This window comes from Collinsella aerofaciens (assembly GCF_015670795.1).
GTDB lineage: Bacteria > Actinomycetota > Coriobacteriia > Coriobacteriales > Coriobacteriaceae > Collinsella > Collinsella aerofaciens_Q.
On sequence record NZ_JADPCJ010000009.1, the window covers coordinates 14874 to 33343 of the forward strand.

General features: G+C 60.3%; 16 protein-coding genes. 5 read left to right on the forward strand and 11 right to left on the reverse strand.

What is annotated here, in order from left to right; all coding sequences use genetic code 11:
- Positions 1-153: 153 nt before the first annotated feature.
- The gene (gene trmB, locus I4W09_RS04195) at positions 154-993 is read right to left on the reverse strand and encodes a tRNA (guanine(46)-N(7))-methyltransferase TrmB (RefSeq protein ID WP_055310525.1); all 840 of its coding nucleotides are present in this window, start codon (positions 991-993) and stop codon (positions 154-156) included.
- Positions 994-1110: 117 nt separating this feature from the next.
- Positions 1111-1983, reverse strand: a complete 873-nt coding sequence (locus I4W09_RS04200) for a class I SAM-dependent methyltransferase (protein WP_022094355.1) — start codon at positions 1981-1983, stop codon at positions 1111-1113.
- Between the two features lie 267 nt (positions 1984-2250).
- Here I4W09_RS04200 and I4W09_RS04205 point away from each other — a divergent pair, with 267 nt between their 5' ends.
- The 4 genes from I4W09_RS04205 to I4W09_RS04220 all read left to right on the forward strand — a co-directional run bounded on the left by I4W09_RS04205 (position 2251) and on the right by I4W09_RS04220 (position 6747).
- Entirely contained in the window at positions 2251-2967 is a 717-nt protein-coding gene (locus I4W09_RS04205; protein ID WP_196032178.1) for a helix-turn-helix domain-containing protein, read from the forward strand.
- Positions 2964-3863 (forward strand): DUF4097 family beta strand repeat-containing protein, encoded by a 900-nt coding sequence (locus tag I4W09_RS04210; RefSeq protein ID WP_230318674.1) that lies wholly within the window; start codon positions 2964-2966, stop codon positions 3861-3863. The genes I4W09_RS04205 and I4W09_RS04210 overlap by 4 nt, the downstream gene beginning before the upstream one ends.
- Before the next feature lie 97 nt (positions 3864-3960).
- On the forward strand, positions 3961-5868 hold the full coding sequence (locus I4W09_RS04215) for an elongator complex protein 3 (RefSeq protein ID WP_196032184.1): 1908 nt from the start codon (positions 3961-3963) through the stop codon (positions 5866-5868).
- Positions 5869-6747 carry a spermidine synthase gene (locus I4W09_RS04220; protein ID WP_196032187.1) on the forward strand — a complete coding sequence of 293 codons (879 nt, stop codon included), beginning with the start codon at positions 5869-5871 and terminating at the stop codon, positions 6745-6747.
- Positions 6748-6773: 26 nt separating this feature from the next.
- Here I4W09_RS04220 and I4W09_RS04225 read toward each other — a convergent pair whose 3' ends face one another.
- The 9 genes from I4W09_RS04225 to I4W09_RS04265 form a co-directional block, all read right to left on the reverse strand.
- Positions 6774-9218: a DEAD/DEAH box helicase gene (locus I4W09_RS04225; protein ID WP_196032190.1), complete on the reverse strand. Its 2445-nt coding sequence runs from the start codon at positions 9216-9218 to the stop codon at positions 6774-6776.
- 116 nt (positions 9219-9334) lie between these two features.
- Positions 9335-10639, reverse strand: coding sequence for an ATP-binding protein (locus I4W09_RS04230; RefSeq protein WP_196032193.1), 1305 nt, complete (start codon positions 10637-10639; stop codon positions 9335-9337).
- Complete coding sequence (locus tag I4W09_RS04235) at positions 10632-12392, reverse strand: TerB N-terminal domain-containing protein (RefSeq protein ID WP_271756757.1); 1761 nt, start codon at positions 12390-12392, stop codon at positions 10632-10634. The genes I4W09_RS04230 and I4W09_RS04235 overlap by 8 nt, the downstream gene beginning before the upstream one ends.
- A gap of 88 nt (positions 12393-12480) precedes the next feature.
- On the reverse strand, positions 12481-13197 hold the full coding sequence (locus I4W09_RS04240) for a DUF554 domain-containing protein (RefSeq protein WP_035137052.1): 717 nt from the start codon (positions 13195-13197) through the stop codon (positions 12481-12483).
- Positions 13198-13315: 118 nt separating this feature from the next.
- A complete protein-coding gene (locus I4W09_RS04245; RefSeq protein ID WP_196032196.1) occupies positions 13316-14746 on the reverse strand; it encodes a hypothetical protein in 1431 nt (476 codons plus the stop codon).
- 18 nt (positions 14747-14764) lie between these two features.
- Positions 14765-14980 carry a hypothetical protein gene (locus I4W09_RS10395; RefSeq protein ID WP_006234463.1) on the reverse strand — a complete coding sequence of 72 codons (216 nt, stop codon included), beginning with the start codon at positions 14978-14980 and terminating at the stop codon, positions 14765-14767.
- A 49-nt stretch (positions 14981-15029) separates the two neighbouring features.
- Entirely contained in the window at positions 15030-15629 is a 600-nt protein-coding gene (locus tag I4W09_RS04255; RefSeq protein ID WP_035137056.1) for a hypothetical protein, read from the reverse strand.
- 89 nt (positions 15630-15718) lie between these two features.
- A complete protein-coding gene (locus I4W09_RS04260) occupies positions 15719-16228 on the reverse strand; it encodes a hypothetical protein (protein ID WP_196032202.1) in 510 nt (169 codons plus the stop codon).
- On the reverse strand, positions 16225-16521 hold the full coding sequence (locus I4W09_RS04265) for a hypothetical protein (RefSeq protein ID WP_035137058.1): 297 nt from the start codon (positions 16519-16521) through the stop codon (positions 16225-16227). Before I4W09_RS04265 ends, I4W09_RS04260 begins: the two co-directional genes overlap by 4 nt.
- A gap of 345 nt (positions 16522-16866) precedes the next feature.
- On the opposite strand from I4W09_RS04265, the gene I4W09_RS10670 reads away from it, so the two are divergent.
- On the forward strand, positions 16867-18468 hold the full coding sequence (locus I4W09_RS10670; RefSeq protein WP_196032205.1) for an FAD-binding oxidoreductase: 1602 nt from the start codon (positions 16867-16869) through the stop codon (positions 18466-18468).
- The last annotated feature ends 2 nt before the right edge of the window (positions 18469-18470 follow it).

Genomic DNA, 18470 nt, shown 5'->3' on the forward strand with positions numbered 1-18470 from the left:
ATGGATTTTGCACAAGGGTTCTATCTGCGGTTTTAGTTTTCGTTATGCGGGTTGTGCTTGGCTATTGCAAAAAAGTCTACTCACTTAGGTTTGAGGGTTGTTTGCTGGCGCCTATTCGCGCTTATTTGCTGACGCCGCGACCATCAGAAGCCCCTAGGACTCTTGCGGCAGGCGCTTCTTGCCCTTGCGGGCACGGTTTCTGAAGTTCTCGACGGCCTCTTCCATGCCGAGAGGCACGTAGGTGAGCTCATCGAGGTTTTCGGGCAGGTAGCAGGCAAGGCTTTGCTCCTGCGCGCGGCCCGCCGCGAGCTGCTCTTCGATGGGTTCCGCGCCGGGCGTAGCGCAAATGCCATAGACGGCGGCGCCCATCTCGCGCGTGCGGCATTCATATTCGGTCTCGGGATGCTCGGGATGGTCGCGGCGGACGTCGTCACTTACCCAAAGCGTATCGTAGCCGGCTGCGGCAAACTGTCCCAGGGCGTAATCGCGCAACGGTTTGCTGTCGGTTCGCAGCGTTACGGTGGCGCCGGCTGCAAAGAGCGGGCGATAGAGCATCAGATGGTCGACATGGACGAGGCGCTTTTTGGCGTACTTGGCCTTGGGCTGCGGCGTGGGAAAGTTGATGGTGATGGCATCGAGCTCGCCTGTGGCAAATAGCTGCGGCAGCGATGCGGCGCCTCGAGGCAGAACGAGTGCGTTGGTCAGTTCATGCTCGCAGATTTTCTGTGCGGCATAGGCGATGCAGATGGGCTCTTGGTCCATGCCGATAAAGAGCGTGTTTGGCTCGTGGGCCGCGCGCTCTACAAGATACGTTCCCTTGCCGCAGCCAAGATCCAGGTGAAGGTGTTCGAATGGCTTGCTGCCAACTGGCGCACAGACTTCACGCCAATCTCCGGCATAGGCCTCGGGGTTCGTCTCAATCGCATCGGCGTAGCGCTCCAAGCGCTCCTCGAGCACAAAGTTCTTAGGCGTGCGAACGTGGACGGCTCCCATGAGGCTCCTTGGTCATAAATATGGAACGCATAGCTGCGCGTTCCGTCAATGGGTTGAAAAGGGTGGGCATAGTTTGCCCGAAAGAAGCGGCACGGCTCGGCGGCGAGTCGTCGATGCCTACAGGCGCTTGAGGATCACATAACGGTTGAGCTCGCCGCTGCGACCGTCGGCATGGAAACGCTCAAGCTCGCGCACGGGGACCTCGCCGCTTTTGTAGAACGTACGGACGCCGCGCACCAGGTCGGTGATCTGCTGATCGTCAAAGTGATGGCAATAGCGGTAGGCGTGGCGGTCGTTTTGCCAGCCGATGAGGTGGTCGCCGGCTTCAAACTGTGCGGAATCGTAACCCTCAAACGGCGGGGTGAGCTCGGCGCGGGCTTCGGCGCGAACAGCCTTGCGCGCCATGCGCTCGTCGTTCATAAACTCCCAAAAGCTGATGGCGATGATGCCGCCCGGGCGCGTCTGGCGCACCAGGGCGTCGAGCACGCGTACACGGTACTCGCACGACGGCACATGGTGCATAAAGCCAAAGCAGACCGAGATGTCGGCGAGCGGGGCGTCGAAAAGCACGTCGGGCGTCTCGGCGGGGTTGAGCTTCATAAGGGCGTCGAGCACGTCGAGTTCCTGGAAGTGCAGGTTGGGAATGCGCAGCGCGTGGCCATGTGCATCGATGGCCAGGTCTTGGCACGAGTCGACACCATAGAACTCAAACGGGCAGCTGGCATCTGCCGAGGGGTTTGCGCCATCGACGCCCTTGGCGGCAAGTGCGCCGCCGGCGGCAAAGTTCTCGAATCGCATATTGCCACAGGCAAGATCGAAGACGCGGACGGGATGCTCGATCGTGGCGACGTCGAGCTGTTCGAGCGCGATATCCATGGTGCGTACCCAGCCGGGCCACGGGGCCTGGCGCGTATCGGAAAAGGAAGCGGAGTGCTCGCGATAGAACGTGTTGTTGAGCTGGATGAGCGATGAGGCGAAATCGCGGTTCACGGCGCGGAACTCCCTCCGTTGGCGGTGCGGAATAAACAGTACGACCATACTACCGTTAACGCCGCAACGGGGACAACCAAGCTACGGGTCATTGCTTTGTTTGGACACATTTCCGCAGCTCATATGCGCCCGCAACCGCCGGTTGTCAAAAATCTCACTAGAATAGGTGGCATGCTTTTGGCGGTGGCGGATAGATTTTTAACTGTGCAAGGCGCCTTAAGAACAAAAGCGGTCCGGCGGTACGGCTGGCATCACATAGGAGGAACCATGAATGTAGAAACTGCGCAGCGGCTCGCCGACCTTCGCCGCAGCAAAGGCTTTAGTCAAGAAGGGCTGGCACGAAAGCTGGGACTGTCGCGCCAGGCGGTCAGTAAATGGGAGCGCGCGGAGAGCTCGCCCGATACCGAGAACCTGATCTCGCTCGCCAAACTCTATGGTGTGAGCCTGGACGAGCTGCTCAATCCGAGCGACGAGATCGAGGACGATATCGAGTTTGAGAACGAGGACCGCGCTCGTCAGCGCGAGGCCGAGGCAGCAGAGCGCGCACGCACCCATGAGGCGGCGGCACGAGCTACCGAGGCGGCAACACAGGCGAGTGACGCCGCCGCCAAGGCGGCGCAAGCGGCAAGCTGGAGTGCACAGGCCGCTAATGCCGCTACGGCGCAGGCGACGAGTGGCACCGCGGTTGGCTCGACTCCGGTGAAGGGCCCGTTCCAGTCGTTCCCGTATTGGGCCGTGTGCTGGCTACTGTTCTTTTTGCTGATGTTCCTGTTTGGTGCCGGCCCCTTTGCCGCACTGATCTTCTTTACGATTCCCATCTATCACTGGGTGGCACGTGCGCTCGATGGTGATTGGGCGCGTGGGGATATTCAGGTTGGCCCGGCACCGGCGGTCGCTAGGGCTCAGAATGTTTCCGCTCCGGTTGATACTGACGTGGCTACCGCGACTACCGCTGAGCCGATTGCCAAAGAGGGTGGTGAATGATGAAGCTTTCGCATGAATCCAAGGTACGCTTGGGCATTGGCATAGGAGCGTTTGCGCTTATCATCGGACTTGTCTTTGGCACTTCGCGGCTATTGGCTCATTCCGATATGGTACGTACGACCGGTATTCTATCTGGCCATTTGTCTGATTTTGACGATATGTTTGACGATGACGATCTCTTGGACGACGGCAGCTATTCCGCTCGGCCTCAGCAACTTTCGAGCATGACTTTTGATGCCGATGAGTTCCGCTACCTCGATTTCGATATCAATGCGGCTTCGGTGGACGTCAAGGTTGTTGATGGCAACAAGGCTCGTGTTATCGAGCGGGGGCGCGTTGCCAAGGGTATGGATGCCTCCAAGGTCGCGACGCAAAACATCGCATCCGTCGAGGACTCGACGCTCAAGGTTTTCCAGTTTGGAAGTGATGACGGTAAGGCAATCGATCGCTCGGTTACGGTTGAGCTGCCGCGCCGTGTTGCCGAACATCTGAAGGGAGTCAACGCGCACGTGGGCTCGGGTGATCTGCAGATTGCCGGTGTCACCTGTGATGGTTTCGACCTTTTCCTGGGTGCGGGAGATGTGGAGTTTACGGGCAGCGTGACTGATGCGCTCAGCGCTGAGGTCGGTTCGGGCGATGTGACATTCGAGCTCTACCAGGCCCCCGCGAAGTCGATGGACGTGAGTGTGGGCTCGGGCGATGTGGAGATGATGGTTCCGAACTCGACGGGCTTTAAGGCGAGCCTTACCTTGGGCAGCGGCGACTTCGAGAGCGATTTCCTTCCGCTTGGCTACGACGGCGAGACCATTTTGAATCTTGAATTCGATAACGGCGATAAGTCTGCTACGTATCGTTTTGAGGTCGGTTCGGGCGACATGTCATTTGATTCAGAGTGACGGGCGGTTTTCGGAGATCGGTACATATAGGCATGCTCTTTGATGAAGGCGCCGAAGCCGAGATCGGCTCCGGCGCCTTTGCCTTTACAATGGGGACATGGAACAGATTATCTTGAACATACTCGAGGCCCTGCGTCGCGGCGAGACCGTGGACGACAAAGCGCTCGTCAAACTGATACATGCCGAGGCGCGCCGTGAGGGTGCCGACAAACGCGATTTGGCCAAGCGCCGTCTGCTGCCGTTCTACCAGCGGGTTAAACGTGAGGAGCCGGCTCGTTGGGCTGGGTGGAATGTCGATGCCGAGCTGGAACGTCAACTGCTGCAGGTGCTGCGTATGAAGCCTCGTCGCACGGCTTCGGGCGTGGCAACCATTACCGTCATCACCAAGCCGTGGCCGTGCTCGGGCGATTGCCTGTTTTGCCCCAACGACCTGCGCATGCCCAAAAGCTACCTGCACGCCGAGCCGGCGTGTGCCCGTGCAGAGCAAAACTGCTTCGATCCATATCTGCAGGTGAGCGCCCGTTTGACCGCGCTTTCGCAGATGGGTCATGCGACCGATAAGATCGAGCTCATTGTGCTTGGCGGTACCTGGAGCGACTATCCGCAAGGGTATCAGATGTGGTTTATGTCGGAGCTCTTCCGCGCGCTCAATGACGATGCCGTGGCCGGCGTGGCGGCCAACCCCATGTTGGCGCGTCCGGGTATCAGCCGTGCCGAGGCGGGGCGCCTGCTCGACGATGCTCCTGCCAATGCGCTGCCGCCGGTGGTGGCGGAGCGACGCGAACGCTATCGCGCTGTCGGTATTGCGACCGATGAGGTTGAGCTTGCGAGCGGCGTTGCCGACGAGCAGGAGCGTGTGGATGCTGCCGTGGGCGGCTATAACCGCGCGGTGCGTCGTCTGTACGGCCCCGGCACGCCGTGGGGCGAGGTCGCCGAGTGGCAGACGGCCACGATGGAGGAGCTTGAGCGCCAACAGCGCATCAACGAGACGGCGAAGCATCGCGTGGTGGGGCTCGTTATCGAGACGCGTCCCGATGCCGTGACGCCACAGGCCCTCACGCTCATCCGCCGCCTGGGTTGCACCAAGATCCAGATGGGTATTCAGAGCCTCGACCAGCATTTGCTCGATATCAACGAGCGTCGCATTTCGGTGGCGCAGATCGAGCGGGCGTTTTCGCTTGCGCGCCTGTTTGGCTTTAAGATTCACGCGCATTTTATGCTCAACTTGCTGGGCGCCACGCCCGAAGGGGACAAGCGCGACTACGAGCGCTTTATGACCGAGGGGGCCTTTATGCCCGACGAGGTCAAGGTCTACCCGTGTGCGCTCATCGAGGGCTCGCGTCTGGTGGGCTGCTATGAGCGCGGCGAGTGGCGTCCCTATACCGAGGAAGAGCTGCTCGATGTGTTAGCCGACGACATCGTGGTGACGCCGGCGTTCTGTCGTATCAGTCGCATGATCCGCGACTTTAGTTCCGACGACATTATGGTGGGCAACAAGAAGCCCAACCTGCGTCAGCTCGTCGAGAATCGCTTGGCGGCTCGTGGAGAAGGCGCAGTGGTGCGCGAGATTCGCTATCGCGAGATCAGTACCGCGGGTGCCGACTTGGATGAGCTTTCTCTTGATGAGGAAGTGGCGTACGAGACGCCGGTGACTTACGAGCGCTTTTTGCAGTGGGTGACGCCGCGGGGCAAGATCGCGGGCTTTTTGCGGTTGTCACTGCCCGACCATTCGTTTGTTGCCGCGCATGCGGACGAGTTGCCGACGACGCCGGACGAGGCGATGATTCGCGAGGTACACGTGTATGGCATGGCGGCACGCGTGGGCGACCAGGGCCAGGCGGCGCAGCATCACGGGTTGGGGCGTTTGCTCGTAGGGCGTGCGTGCGAGATTGCCCGGGATGCGGGTTATGCGCGTATCAACGTGATTAGCGCGATTGGCACACGCGAGTACTATCGCCATCTTGGATTTTATGACCATGGCCTTTATCTGCAAAAGGAGCTCTAGATGAACAAGCCGAGTGTTTCTGCCGGCGTCGTTGCCGGCGTTGCTCTGGGAGCCGCGGCGCTTGGTGCGGCCGCTGTCGCTGTTCGTGCTGCCTGTCTGCAGGTTGCGCGAACCCGCAATGGGTTGGCGCGTGTGAAGCGCGTGCACGACGAGGGCGGCGACGAAGTCCGTGTATTGGTGCAAGGTGGCGTCTACCAAAGCGCGAGTTACGTTGGCGATCGTTGGGCGGAGCCGGTCTTTGCGTACTATCGTGCATTTGACGGTGTGTTTGAGGCCGAGGATGCGATGCGCGACGCTTATGGCCACGGCATCGACCGCATGCTTATGCTGGGCGGCGGCGGGTTTGCCTATTCTAAGTTCGCTCTGATGTCGCACGAGGACTTGCGCATGGACGTCATCGAGTATGACGGAGAGATTACGCGCCTGGCGCGCCGTTGGTTCTATCTGGACGAGCTGGAGCGCACGGTGGGCGACCGCTTGCGGGTGATTACTGCTGAGGCTCGCTCGTATCTGGGTGTGACGAGTGTGGGCCATCGCCGCTACGACGTGGTCGTGAGCGATTGCTTTGGCGGTGCCGAGCCCGTACGCGAGCTGGCGACGGTTGAAGCGTTGCGTTTGGTGCGGGGCAGCCTAAATGTCGGTGGCGTCTACGTTGCCAATATCGTGAGCGCAAGCGAGGGGAGCGATGTGACGTTCCTGCGCGATTGCGCTGCCACGGCACTCGAGGTATTCGCCCACGCCTGGGTGGTCCCATGTGGCGATGCGAAGTTCGGCGGCGAGGAGAACTACCTGCTCATCGCCAGCGACGGCGACTACGCCTTTGCCGAAGCCGTGCCCTTCGACGCCGACTTCCTCGGCACCGTCCTTCACGACAAGTAAGTCTCCCCGTCCCAAAAAGACTGGTCTTAGGCGTGGTCGCGCCAGCTGCGGACACGCTGCTTCATGCCATCGATGTCGAGCACGCCTTCGGCGAAACCCTTGCGCACGAGCTCTTCGGGAACAAACTCGTCGTACCGATCAAAGTAAGGCACCTCGCCAGGATAGACGAGGTCGATGGGGCCGAAGTCCTTCTCGGCCTCGGCGGCGAGCACCTCAAAGAACGTCTCCTCGTCGGCCTTCATCTTAAACTGCATAAAGTACGGGCGCGACGGATCGAGCCCGCGAAGGCCAAGCTCCGCGGCGCATTTAATCTTGAGCATACGTTCGAGCGCCAGAAAGGCATAGCTGCCCAACCAGGGGAAGAGCACCCAGGTGTCGCCACCCAGGTTAATGAGCGGTTTGGTTCCCGCGCCCGAAATCTCGGCGGTATGACGAGCCTGTGCAAGGCGTGCCCGTGCGTTGCCCATGAGATACGGATATGCCGCGTGCTCGTTGAGCGCCTTGCGCATGCGCTCGAGTACGTGTGTATTGATGTCGCCGGGGCAGTCGCCAAAGTAGGCCGGCACACGACCCTTGACCTGCGTGGCAAAGACGGTGTGGCGCTTCCAGTCCACTTCCTCGACAATCCAGCAGTGTCCGGCGATGGCGATGCGCTCACCGGGCGGTGGCGGGTTGACGATCGTGCCCAATTCGGCCGACTCGCTACGAACGGTGAACTCCTCGTTTTCCTGGAATACGGCGTAGAACTTAAAGTTGTTAATGATGCGCTCGCCCGCGAGACCCACGATGAGTCCGCCGCCCTCGGTGACCTGGATATGGTCGATCTTAATGAGGTGACGCAGCAATACGCGATAGTCATCGGCCGAGATGCGATGGAAATAGCTGAGTGTGAGCACGCGCTGGGCAAGCTCTGCCGGCGTGAGCTCGCCGGTGCTGGCAAGTGTCGACATAGTCTGGTGGTAGAGCAGACTGTAAGGGAGTCGATCGAGCTCGGGCGGCTCGACCCACTTTTCCTCGCGATAGAGTTGTACGAGCGCGATGCCCTGCAGGAGCTTCCACGGAATGGTCTCGGGCATCATCGTGCGCGGCTCGGGCTCTTCCTCGCGCATGACAAACCACATCTCGGGCGGAAGATCGCGGCGTCCCGTGCGGCCCATTCGCTGCAAAAAGGAGCTGACGGTAAACGGCGCGTCGATCTGGAAGGCACGCTCCAAGCGGCCGATATCGATACCGAGCTCCAGCGTAGAGGTGGTGACGGTTGTCTGTGCCTGCTCCTCATCGCGCATGAGTTCCTCGGCCGTCTCGCGCAACGATGCCGAAAGATTGCCGTGATGAATGAGGAAACGGTCGGGCTCGTGCCGGTTCTCGCAGTAGCTACGCAGCATGGAGCACACGGCCTCTGCCTCCTCGCGCGAGTTGGCAAAGACCAGGCACTTGCGGCCGCGCGTATGCTCAAAGATATAGCCCATACCGGGGTCGGCGTTGTCGGGCGCCGTGTCGGTGGGGTTGAGAAGCGCCTGCTCGGTCGCTCGTGGGATGTCGACTTCGCCCTCGGGGGCCGAGGAAGTGCGACGGTCTTTGGGAGCGGCTTTGCCTCGTGCCCGCTCACGACGTTGACGGCGCTCCTCTTGTGTGAGCTGTCCGCTGTGACGCATGTCTTGGGCGCCGGCGGGCAGTGCCGTGGGCGCCACCGCCTCGATGCGCTCGCATGCGAGCACTTCGGCTTCCTGCGGACCTGTGCCTACGAATCCCCGCTGCTGTGCCTGGGGACCCGAGTTGTAGAAGTGCTCCATGGAGATGCGCCATACGCGGCGCGGTTCTTCAAAGCGGGGGATAACACAGTTGCGCCCCGTTCCCTGTGAGAGAAAGGCACCCGTGCGCTCGGGGTCGCCGATGGTGGCCGAAAGGCCAATGCGGCGGGGCTGCACGCCTGCCATGCGCGAGAGGCGCTCGATAAGACAGAGCGTCTGCCCGCCGCGGTCGCCGCGCATGAGCGAATGAACCTCGTCGATGACGACGTAGCGCAGGTCGCAAAACATGCGCGGGATCGCCATGTGCTTATGGATCAGGAGCGCCTCGAGCGATTCGGGCGTAATCTGAAGGATGCCGCTCGGCTTTTTGATGAGTTTGGCCTTGTGTGACTGCGAGACATCGCCATGCCAGTGCCAGACGGGGATATCGGCTTCTTCGCATAGGTCGTTGAGGCGGACGAATTGGTCGTTGATGAGCGCCTTGAGGGGGCCGATGTAGAGGGCGCCCACGCTTGCGGGCGGGTTCTCCCAAAACTCGGTCAGGATGGGAAAGAAGGCTGCCTCGGTTTTGCCGGAAGCCGTGGATGCCGTCAGGAGCACATTGTCCTGCGTATTAAAGATGGCATCTGCCGCTGCAACCTGAATGGAGCGCAGGCTCTCCCAATCGTGGGAGTAGATGAAGTCTTGGATAAACGGGGCGTAGCGGTCAAAGGCGTTCATGAGGCCTCCTTTCAAAAGCGAATCTCTCAACGTGGCGAGCAGTGGCTTGCTGCATTACTGCTTCAACGTTCGCCCAGATAAAACCTACCAAAATAAACCTGTCCCTTTTTGGCAGGTTAGATGGTGAATTCGGCGAAGTTGCGGTCGCCGTCTGCGGTTCCGGTGTCGCCTGTTGCTGTTGCCGGCGCCAGCGTGACGCCGCCGACGCTTTGCAGCAACTCAGCCACGTTTGCATCGGGATTCTGACACAGGATATCGAGCAGCTCGATAAAGTCACGGATGACCTCACGCGGCGTCAAGTGCGTATCGGCTCCCACGCGGCCAAACTCAATCTTGAGGAAGTCCACCAAGTCGTTCTCGGTAAGCGTGGGCGTCCAGCCAAAGTAGCCGGCGTGAATTTGCATGAGTTTTTCGATTAGCACCAGCAACTCCTCATAGGTGAGTGGCTGCAGGCGGATGATGGGCGCGAGCATGTCTTTGAGATCATCGCGCGCAAAACGGCCCTGAGCGAGACGGCTCCGAAGGGCCTCGTAGGAGAACACGCCGCGGCGGCGGTCTTCGATGGAGGTTGGCGTGCCGCCCATGATCATGCCCAGGTACTGCGCCTTGCCCTGGAGCGTGTCGTTGTACATGGTCAGGATCTTCTCGTAGTTATATTGGCGCGTGATCGCGTTGGGAATCTTGTACAGATTCACGAGCTCGTCAATGAGCACCAGCATGCCCTTGTAGCCGCTGCAGACCAAAAAACGTGCGATGAGCTTGACGTAGTCGTACCAATCGTCATCGCTGATGATGGTCGAGGAGTCCAGCTCGGCGCGCGCCTCGCTCTTGGTGCGGTACTCGCCGCGGATCCATTTGGTCACGCGGCTCATAGCTTCTTCGTCGCCCTCGGATACGGCCGCGCGGTAGCGGCGGAGCATACGGGCGAAGTCGAAGCCGTGGACCATTTCCTCGAGCGGGGCCAGTTGGGCATTGACGGCAGACTCATCGGCATCGGCACACGAGGCGACCCAGCGATCCAGGATAAGGTTGAGCGCACCGCCCTCGGGGCGCGTTTTAGTCGATATGTTGCGGATGAGCTCACGGTAGGTGGCAAGGCCCTGTCCCTGGCCGCCCTGCAGGCGGCGCTCAGGGGATAGGTCGGCATCGGCGACGACGAATCCCTCGCCCATGGCGTGCGTGCGGATGGTCTGGAGCAAAAAGCTCTTGCCGGTGCCGTAACGACCGACTAAAAAACGGAAGCTCGCGCCACCGTCGGAGATGAGACTCAGATCGGTGAGCAGGGCGCAAATCTCGACCTCGCGTCCCACGGTGATATAGGGAAGGCCGATGCGCGGGACCACGCCGCCCTTGAGCGAGTTTAGGATAACGGCGGCGACGCGTTTGGGTACACGGGGCGCTGCGGATGCGGTATCACTCATGGTCTAGGTATCCTCTCACGTCTGCTTCGTAGTCCTCAATAATCTGCGGCCCTGCCGCGCTAAATTCAATTACGGTGTCGCCCACCAGGTCAAAGAGCGTCTCGTTGATGGTATCGACGAGCATGTTCTCGCTCTGCCCCGATTGCACTACCGCCGAGTCCGCCTGTACTGCGTTGTGCTCGAGCAGCGCGCGGAGATAGGCGTCTGCGGCGGGCGCGAGTTCGTTCGTGGCGTCAGCGGGCACTGCGGCTGCGAACGCTGACGTTGGCGCGAGAAGCGGTGCCACGACACCAAACTGTTCGGTGGATATGGTCGGCTCGTCGGTCAAGTCCTGCCGAATGGGTGCCACGACCGCCTCGACAATCGCGTCGGCTACGGGCCCGGCTTCCGGTTGCCCTGAGTCCGCTGCCTCGGCTTCTGCGGACGCGCCGTCCTCGCGTTCCTCGTCGATCAAAAGCGCTTCGCGCGTTTGCGCAGCGGCGCTCCGAATGTGCCCCAGCTGACTCAGATCGATATCGATCTTGACGGGCTGGTGTGCGGCGTCCCACGAAAGCCATGCCACAATCTCGTCATCGATAATCTTGGCCAGATATTTGGGGACCTTTTCTTCCTTAAGGGGATGGGCGGGGTCCAGCGCCAGGCGCAGGCGTTGGTCGCAGGCGCGCATCATTTCACCGAGCTTGCTGCTCTTTTGCCTACTACCGTGGATACGCATGCATTCCCAAAAGCCGTTTTGGCAACGGTAGATATGGATGGGATCCAGGCGGTATTCGCAGTCCTCGTGGCGCTCGGGCGCAAAGAATACGGCCGAGGCAAACATGGTGTAGGGCATGGCCGTCTCCTCCCCAAATAAGCTCGCCACGATGCCGGTCTTTCGGTGCGTGTCATAGTAGCGCGCCATACGGACATACACGGCGCACGCCACGTGGCGCAGATCGCGGTGGTGGCTGCGGTCGAGCCGCGAGTTACTTAGGTTGTACGTGGAGAGGGCGTTGATGGCGGCCATGAGTCGCTCCTCGCGCACCTCATCGGGCGGAAGGGGGAGCGTGGGTTCGGAGGTTTTGCGACGCTTGGGGGTCTGGCCGGACGGTGCCGGTGCTGGTACAAGGTCTCGTGCCGCGCGTCGCAGCTCGATAAGGGCATTATCGAACATGACGGTTTTAGAGTCACGAAGCAGCTTGGGGTCGAGCTCATGGAACACGGCATAGTCCTGCAGCCACACGCGTGCGAACCGGTCGATGCCGGGTTCAAAGGCGCGATAGACATCCCAAAAAGCCTTGATCTTGTTAAAACCATCGAGCGGGTCATCTACGCCAATGCCGCAAATCAGCTCATAGAGATACAGAAAGGCAAAGGACGTAGACGTTTCCTCGACGGTTCCGCGGCGCACTTGGGCACGCCAGGTAAAGTAGCCGCGCAACTGCCGGTCGCTCATGGCGTTGTAGGTGGGAAAGTACGACTTAAAGGTGCCGTTGTAGGGGCAGTCGTCCTCAAAGTCGGCCATCAGCAGGCCTTGGCGGTAGAAAAGCTCGGCTTCCGAAAGCCAACGGCCCGCGCCGCCCTTGGGGTCTTCTTGCCAACGCGATATCTCACGCATCTTGCGGTACTGGTCGGGGAGGAAGTTCTGCATCTGTCGGCCGGTTTTGAGAATCGGCTCGTCTGCGTAGATTTCGTTTGAGAAGCGGGCGGACTGATGGGTCCGGGCCTCGGCCATAATGCGCTCGATGAGCATCTTGATGTCCTGGTCGGCCACCGCTTCTCCTCTCCTAACGCAGCTTCGGTGACCTCATATCATAGCACAGCATCAAACAGGTGTTCGAGATACTGCTGCGTAGATAGATTTAGAACAGGAGGGCGTAGATGACGGCGATGACGACGGAGGGGAGCATATTGGCCGTGCGGAAGGTCTGAGGACGGATGAGGTTGACGCCGACGCAGAAGATGAGCATGGAGCCTACGAGCGAAAGGCTGTCGAGGGCTGCCGTAGTCATGATGGGGGAGAGTGCGCCGGCAAACAGCGTGATCGTCCCCTGGAACACGGCGACGGGCAGGGCGGAGAAAATGCAGCCGCGGCCAAGCGACGCCGTCATGGTGCAGACGATGATGCAGTCCAATGCGCCTTTCAGGGCAAGCGTTGACCAGTCACCGAGCAGACCGTCCTGGATCGATCCCACAATGGCCATGGCGCCGATACACACGGTGAGTGAAGTCGAGACAAAAGCGTTGGTGAACTCGTTATCGCCCTCGCTGCCGGTTTTGCGCTTGAGCCATTCGCCAAGGTTCTCGATGGCGGCCTCCAAGTTGATGGCCTCGCCGATGAGCGAGCCGAGGGCGAACGAGACGATGAGCATGGTGGTGCCGGTGGTCGCTAGCGCCTTCCCATCGATAAGGAGCATCTTTTGCATGGTGCCGCCAAGGCCGATAAACAGGACGCACAGCCCCGATGCTTTCATGAGCGTGTCTTGGATGCGCGGTGTAATGAAGCGGCCGCCCGCTAATCCCAAAAGACCGCCCGCAACTAAAAGCACAACGTTGATGATTGTTCCCAAGCCCGGCATGAGCCCTCCTGTATTGATGCCAACGTGGCAATCGTAGCAGAACGAAATGCGAGGTACATCGCGACTCATCTAATACGTTATATAAGTGGTATTAGGAATGATGCGCGGCATTTAAGCCTCAGGTGGTTGTCGGGACATAGGGATAGTATTCAAAGCGCAGTGTCATAAGCCGCTGTGGGGATTCAATAGCCGCGGCGATGATATTGGCATCGCGGGCACGATCAAACCCTTCGAGCTCGATCTGGTACGAGACGTCTTGCATAATGTCCAGACGTCGCCAGGCTAGAAGTGTGTCGCCATCGAATTCCAGGGTCTTGCTTCCGTTTGCGGCAACGGCGTATAGACGCAGCTTGGCGGTGGTTGCAGGGTCGACAACTGTGACCTTTTTAATTTCGTTTCGAGTATTCTTGGCGCCCAACAAGGTGAGCAGTGTTGGGGCCACGACCTCGCCCGATGGCAAAAAGACGACTTCGATGGATTCAGGAAATGCGATGATAGCCGACTTGCGGACGGGCTGATTGGCGGCGGCAACTTCGATGTTCGCAGCGTCGATGACCTCCGTGTGGTCGAGCGCGGCAAGCACGCAGCAGTTACCTTCATCGATCTCTTGAGGATCAGCAAGCCCCAGACTGTCCGCGAGCTCGGGATTGTTTGGATCGGCAGCGGGCTCATTCGGCGCTTCGAAAGAAGCTGGGACGCTGTTTGTCGGCGACGGCGTGTCGCCCGCACCTGCTTCTTTGTCCGCGCTCTCTTCTTGTATGGTTGCGTTGATGGGTTCGTCGTTTGGGGGGAGCGTCTTGGCGTCAAACGCGGAGGGGAGAATTCCGATGGCTCCGGATCCGTTCCACTCCATTTCGAGAAGCGCCGGGTCGGCAAGAATGCGTTGCCTGCTTTGCGCGTGGGCATCGATTTCAATAGGGCCTGCCTCTATCCCTCGTGTAAGGCTGAGTGATCCGGCTGGCTTCTCGAAATGAGCGTCTGTGTCTTTGGTGCTGACGGCGTAGAACAGCAGGGACGCTTCTCCCGCCGCGATAACATCGGTACCGGCTTTGGTCAGCCGCAACGATGCCGTGAATGAGAGGGTGGGCTGCGCATCGTCTGCATTCGCGGCGGCGCAGCCCAGACATATACCGCCTCCTTTCTCGAAAAACGCACCGTCGAAGGCGACCTTCGCTCCGTTCGCCGAGTCATCGACCGAAGCGATGTCGATGCGCAGCTCTAAATTGCATGGATCGCCATCTGCATCGAGCACAACCGAGCGCCACGTGCAGACGGCGCACCCCGCCTGGGAGCCGTTTGCCTTGTTCGAACGCTTGATATCCACGACTATCGAGCCGTCCGTATTACGACGAAGGCATCCCGAGGTTGAGATCACGGCCTGTGCGATCGAAAAACGCTCGCACGCAATGGCGCTCGACGGATTTGGTGCGGAACTTAGGGCTACTGGTAAGGAGTCTGCCATGACGGGAGTCGCCCAAGCGGCGACAGGCGTTCCGGTTGCGAGCGCGCCGCAGAGTGCGACGACGGGCAAAAGGTTCTTCGATGCCATGGGGTCTCCTTAGCTAATTTAGTGCGGCCTGTCCGTGTTTTGTTTCTGGCTGCGTTTGATGTGCAGACCGAGGCCGGCGGTTCCCGCGCCTGCTGCTGTGGCGCCTGCTGCCAAGAGCCATCGTCTGTCGCCTGTCTGCGCCAACGGTTCCTCGCGGTCGCCGCGGTCGAGCTCCGAGAGGTCGACCGTCACTTGCGTGGCGGCCTGCGCCTGTTCTTGCTGGGCAAAGGCCATGGCTGGCCCAAACGCTAGGATGCTGACGGCGGCGGCCAGGGCGACGGCCTTATGCCGTGTGCGCACCGGGCTCGACCGTCCAGGTGATCGTCGCAACCTGATCGCCTTCGCCGGTTACGCGGAAGATGTCGCGCGTGACGCGGGCGACGTTTCCGCTTGTCTTGAGCTTGATTTTGTCCGTGCCGCCGGCAATGCCCTGGTAGCCCATGTCGAAGGCTGCATTCTTGGAAAGATCGAGGCCCGTCCCTTGCGCGGCGGCGCTGGCGTTCTGGAGCGCGCCGTCGGGGCCGACCTTAAAGTCGATGGAGTTCTGCGCGGTTCCGGCCTTGGCGTCGGCAGCAATGGTCCAGGTGTTCATGGCGTCGATCTTCATGTTGGTGACATGGATGCCGTAGGCCGAATGATTGTCGATGGTGGTCGCGTCTTCTGAGGGGCCCTGAAGCGTGCCGTCGGCCTTGGCGACGAAGGGAATAACCGTCGGAACTTTGAACTCAACGTTGTCGATCTCGGTCCTGACCATTACCTTCGTGGTTCCAACGCGCCCGGCTGCCATAGCTGGCGTCGGGGCGGCGCCCATTGCGAGCGCGAGCGCGAGCCCTGTGCCCACGACGAGCGCTCTGACTCCGTTCATGTTCCTGGTGATGTCCATGGTCGTTCCTTTCTATTCGCCGCGGGCCGTCCCCGCGATGATTGGACGAATGCTGGTGAATTACATGCGGTGCCGTGTCGGCCGGAAGGCTAGTTCTCGGTTTGCTCAACCCGTACCTTGACACGTGTCGGATTGCCGTGGCTGTCGAGGGTCTTTGCATTGAGTGCCTGGATCTCGATGTACGCCTCGCCTTCTTTGATGTCGCCGGCGGGGCACGTCTCGATTGTCTTGCCGGTCTCGACCACACCGGATTCGTACATGGTCTCGTCGTTTTGGATGACGCGGAATCGCTGGGGAAATTTATTGTCTTGGACGTTTTGCACGTTGACGCGCAGTTTGCCGTCCTCCTGCAGCTGAGCGACCGGCGCGACCGAAATCGTCATCATGTTGTCGCGGACGATGGCGTCGAGCTCATCTTGGATTTCCTGGCGCGTTTTGCCCTCGGCCGTCGTAACCGAAGCGCCCGCCTCGGGTACGGGCTGCGACTGCCAAACGTATAGTCCTACGGCGACAAGGGCACAGACGATGGCCAAGCAGGCAACGATGAGCTTCTTGCGACGACCCAGGCCTGCAAAGTGGGGTGGCTTCTTCGCGCTCATGCGGCATCCTTGGCGGTATAGACGCGCGCAAAGGTGGACGGGTCCGCTCCAAAGAGCATGTGAAGCATCAGACGGCGCGAGTAGACGAGCTCGTCGAAGTCGGGAGGGAGCTCGATGTCGTGGATATGCGCGATGTGGTGGGCGAGCGCCGAGAACGACTCGGGGTCGCAGATCACATCGGTGGTAACGTGGTAGACCGTCGTATCGGGGAATGCCTCTTCGTCGAAAGGCAGGAGATGGGGATCGTCGTCGACTTCGATGGCGATGCCGTACTGGGGCCAGTAATATGCCATGGGAACCTCCCTGCTTCTGGGCCAAAACTTCTATCGGTTTTGGCTGTCGACGCCGACCTTATCAGCCGCTACTTGACCAATTTCTGACCAAATGCTTGACGGATTGGCGTCTCCGCAGGTAAAAGGCGGCAAAAAATACTCCAACTTTTTTCGAGCGACAATCGCGCGGTCGGCGACGGCGGGGCCATATGTGTCAAAAGCATCGTCTGCCGAGGAAATCAAGCCGCTCGCCGAATTGCACGAACGTAAAAAACGCCAATTATGGAGACGGTCTCGAACACGTCGACGAAACGATGCGGTAACATCTCCCTGCAAACACTGTAGTTAGCTAAAGGGGGAGTTCGCGTGTCTGCAACCATCAAACCCTTCACCGACGAGTTCGAAGAGTATGGCCGCGATGAATCTCGCGCATCGGGCGAGGCCTCGAGCATCTCGTTTCCGACAACGGAAAACGAGGTCCGTGCCATTTTGGAAAAGCTCCATGCCGAGCGTGTTCCGGTAACGGTTCAGGGCGCCCGAACCGGCCTTGCCGCCGGCGCCGTGCCCCACGGCGGGCATATCCTCAATACTTCCCGTATGAATCGCTATTTGGGCCTTCGCCGCGATGAACAAGGCCAATTTCTGCTGCGCGTGGAGCCGGGCGTTGTGCTCTCGGAGCTGCGCAAGCAGCTGAGCAAGAAGGTGCTGCCGACCGCTGGTTGGGACCAGGCATCGCTTGAGGCCTACGAGGAGTTCCAAGAGGCTCCCGAGCAGTTTTTTCCCACCGATCCCACCGAGGCGTCTGCCTGTCTGGGCGGCATGGCGGCATGTAACGCCTCCGGTGCCCGCAGCTACGCCTACGGCCCCATGCGCCCACATATCACGGGACTCCACGTCGTGCTGGCTGATGGCGATTTGCTTGAGCTTCGGCGCGGCGAGGCTTTTGCCCAGGGCCGCCACCTGTCGCTCGTGACGGCAGCGGGCCGTACACTCGAGCTCGATCTTCCCGGCTATACCATGCCCAAGACAAAAAATGCTTCGGGCTATTTCGTTGCTGACGATATGGATGCCATCGATCTGTTTATCGGTGCGTGTGGCACAATCGGCGTTATCACCGAGCTCGAGATTGCCCTGCAGGTGGCACCCGCGGTCGTTTGGGGCGTGAGCTGCTTCTTCGACAGCGAAGACAAGGCCGTGTCCTTCACCGATTCTGTGCGTCCCGTCCTGTCCCATGCGGCTGCCATCGAGTACTTCGATGCTGGCGCCCTGGATATTCTACGTCGCCAGCGCGAGCAGTCGACGGCGTTTGCCTCGCTGCCTGCGCTCGACAAAGACGCCAAGGTCTGTGTCTACGTGGAGCTCGACTGCGACGACGAAGCCCAGGCGATTGAGGAGCTGTATCACTTGGGGTGGGTACTGGAGCTTGCGGGCGGCAGTGACGATGCGACATGGGTCGCGCGCGCCGAGGTCGATCGCGAGTGTCAGCGATTCTTCCGCCATGCGGTGCCCGAGAGCGTCAACATGCTCATCGACGAGCGCCGCCGCATGGATCCCACCATCACCAAACTGGGTTCGGACATGTCGGTGCCCAACGCGCACTTGGCCGATGTTATCGCCCTCTATCGCCGCACGCTGGCGGAAAGTGGGCTTGAATCTGCCGCCTGGGGGCATATCGGTAACAACCATCTGCATGTGAACATTCTGCCGCGCGATGCACAGGATTATCGCCGCGGCGGAGAACTCTTTGCCCAGTGGGCTTCCGAGGTCACGGCCATGGGCGGTGCCGTCTCCGCAGAACACGGCGTCGGCAAGATCAAGGCGGGCTTCTTGGAGACGATGTACGGTCACGAGGCCATGGTCGAGTCGGCGCGGCTCAAGCTCCAGCTCGATCCTGCCGGGCAGCTGGGTCGCGGTAACCTGTTTTCGGAGAAGCTCTTGGATGAGCTCGTCCAGAAAGGGGGCGCGTGAAG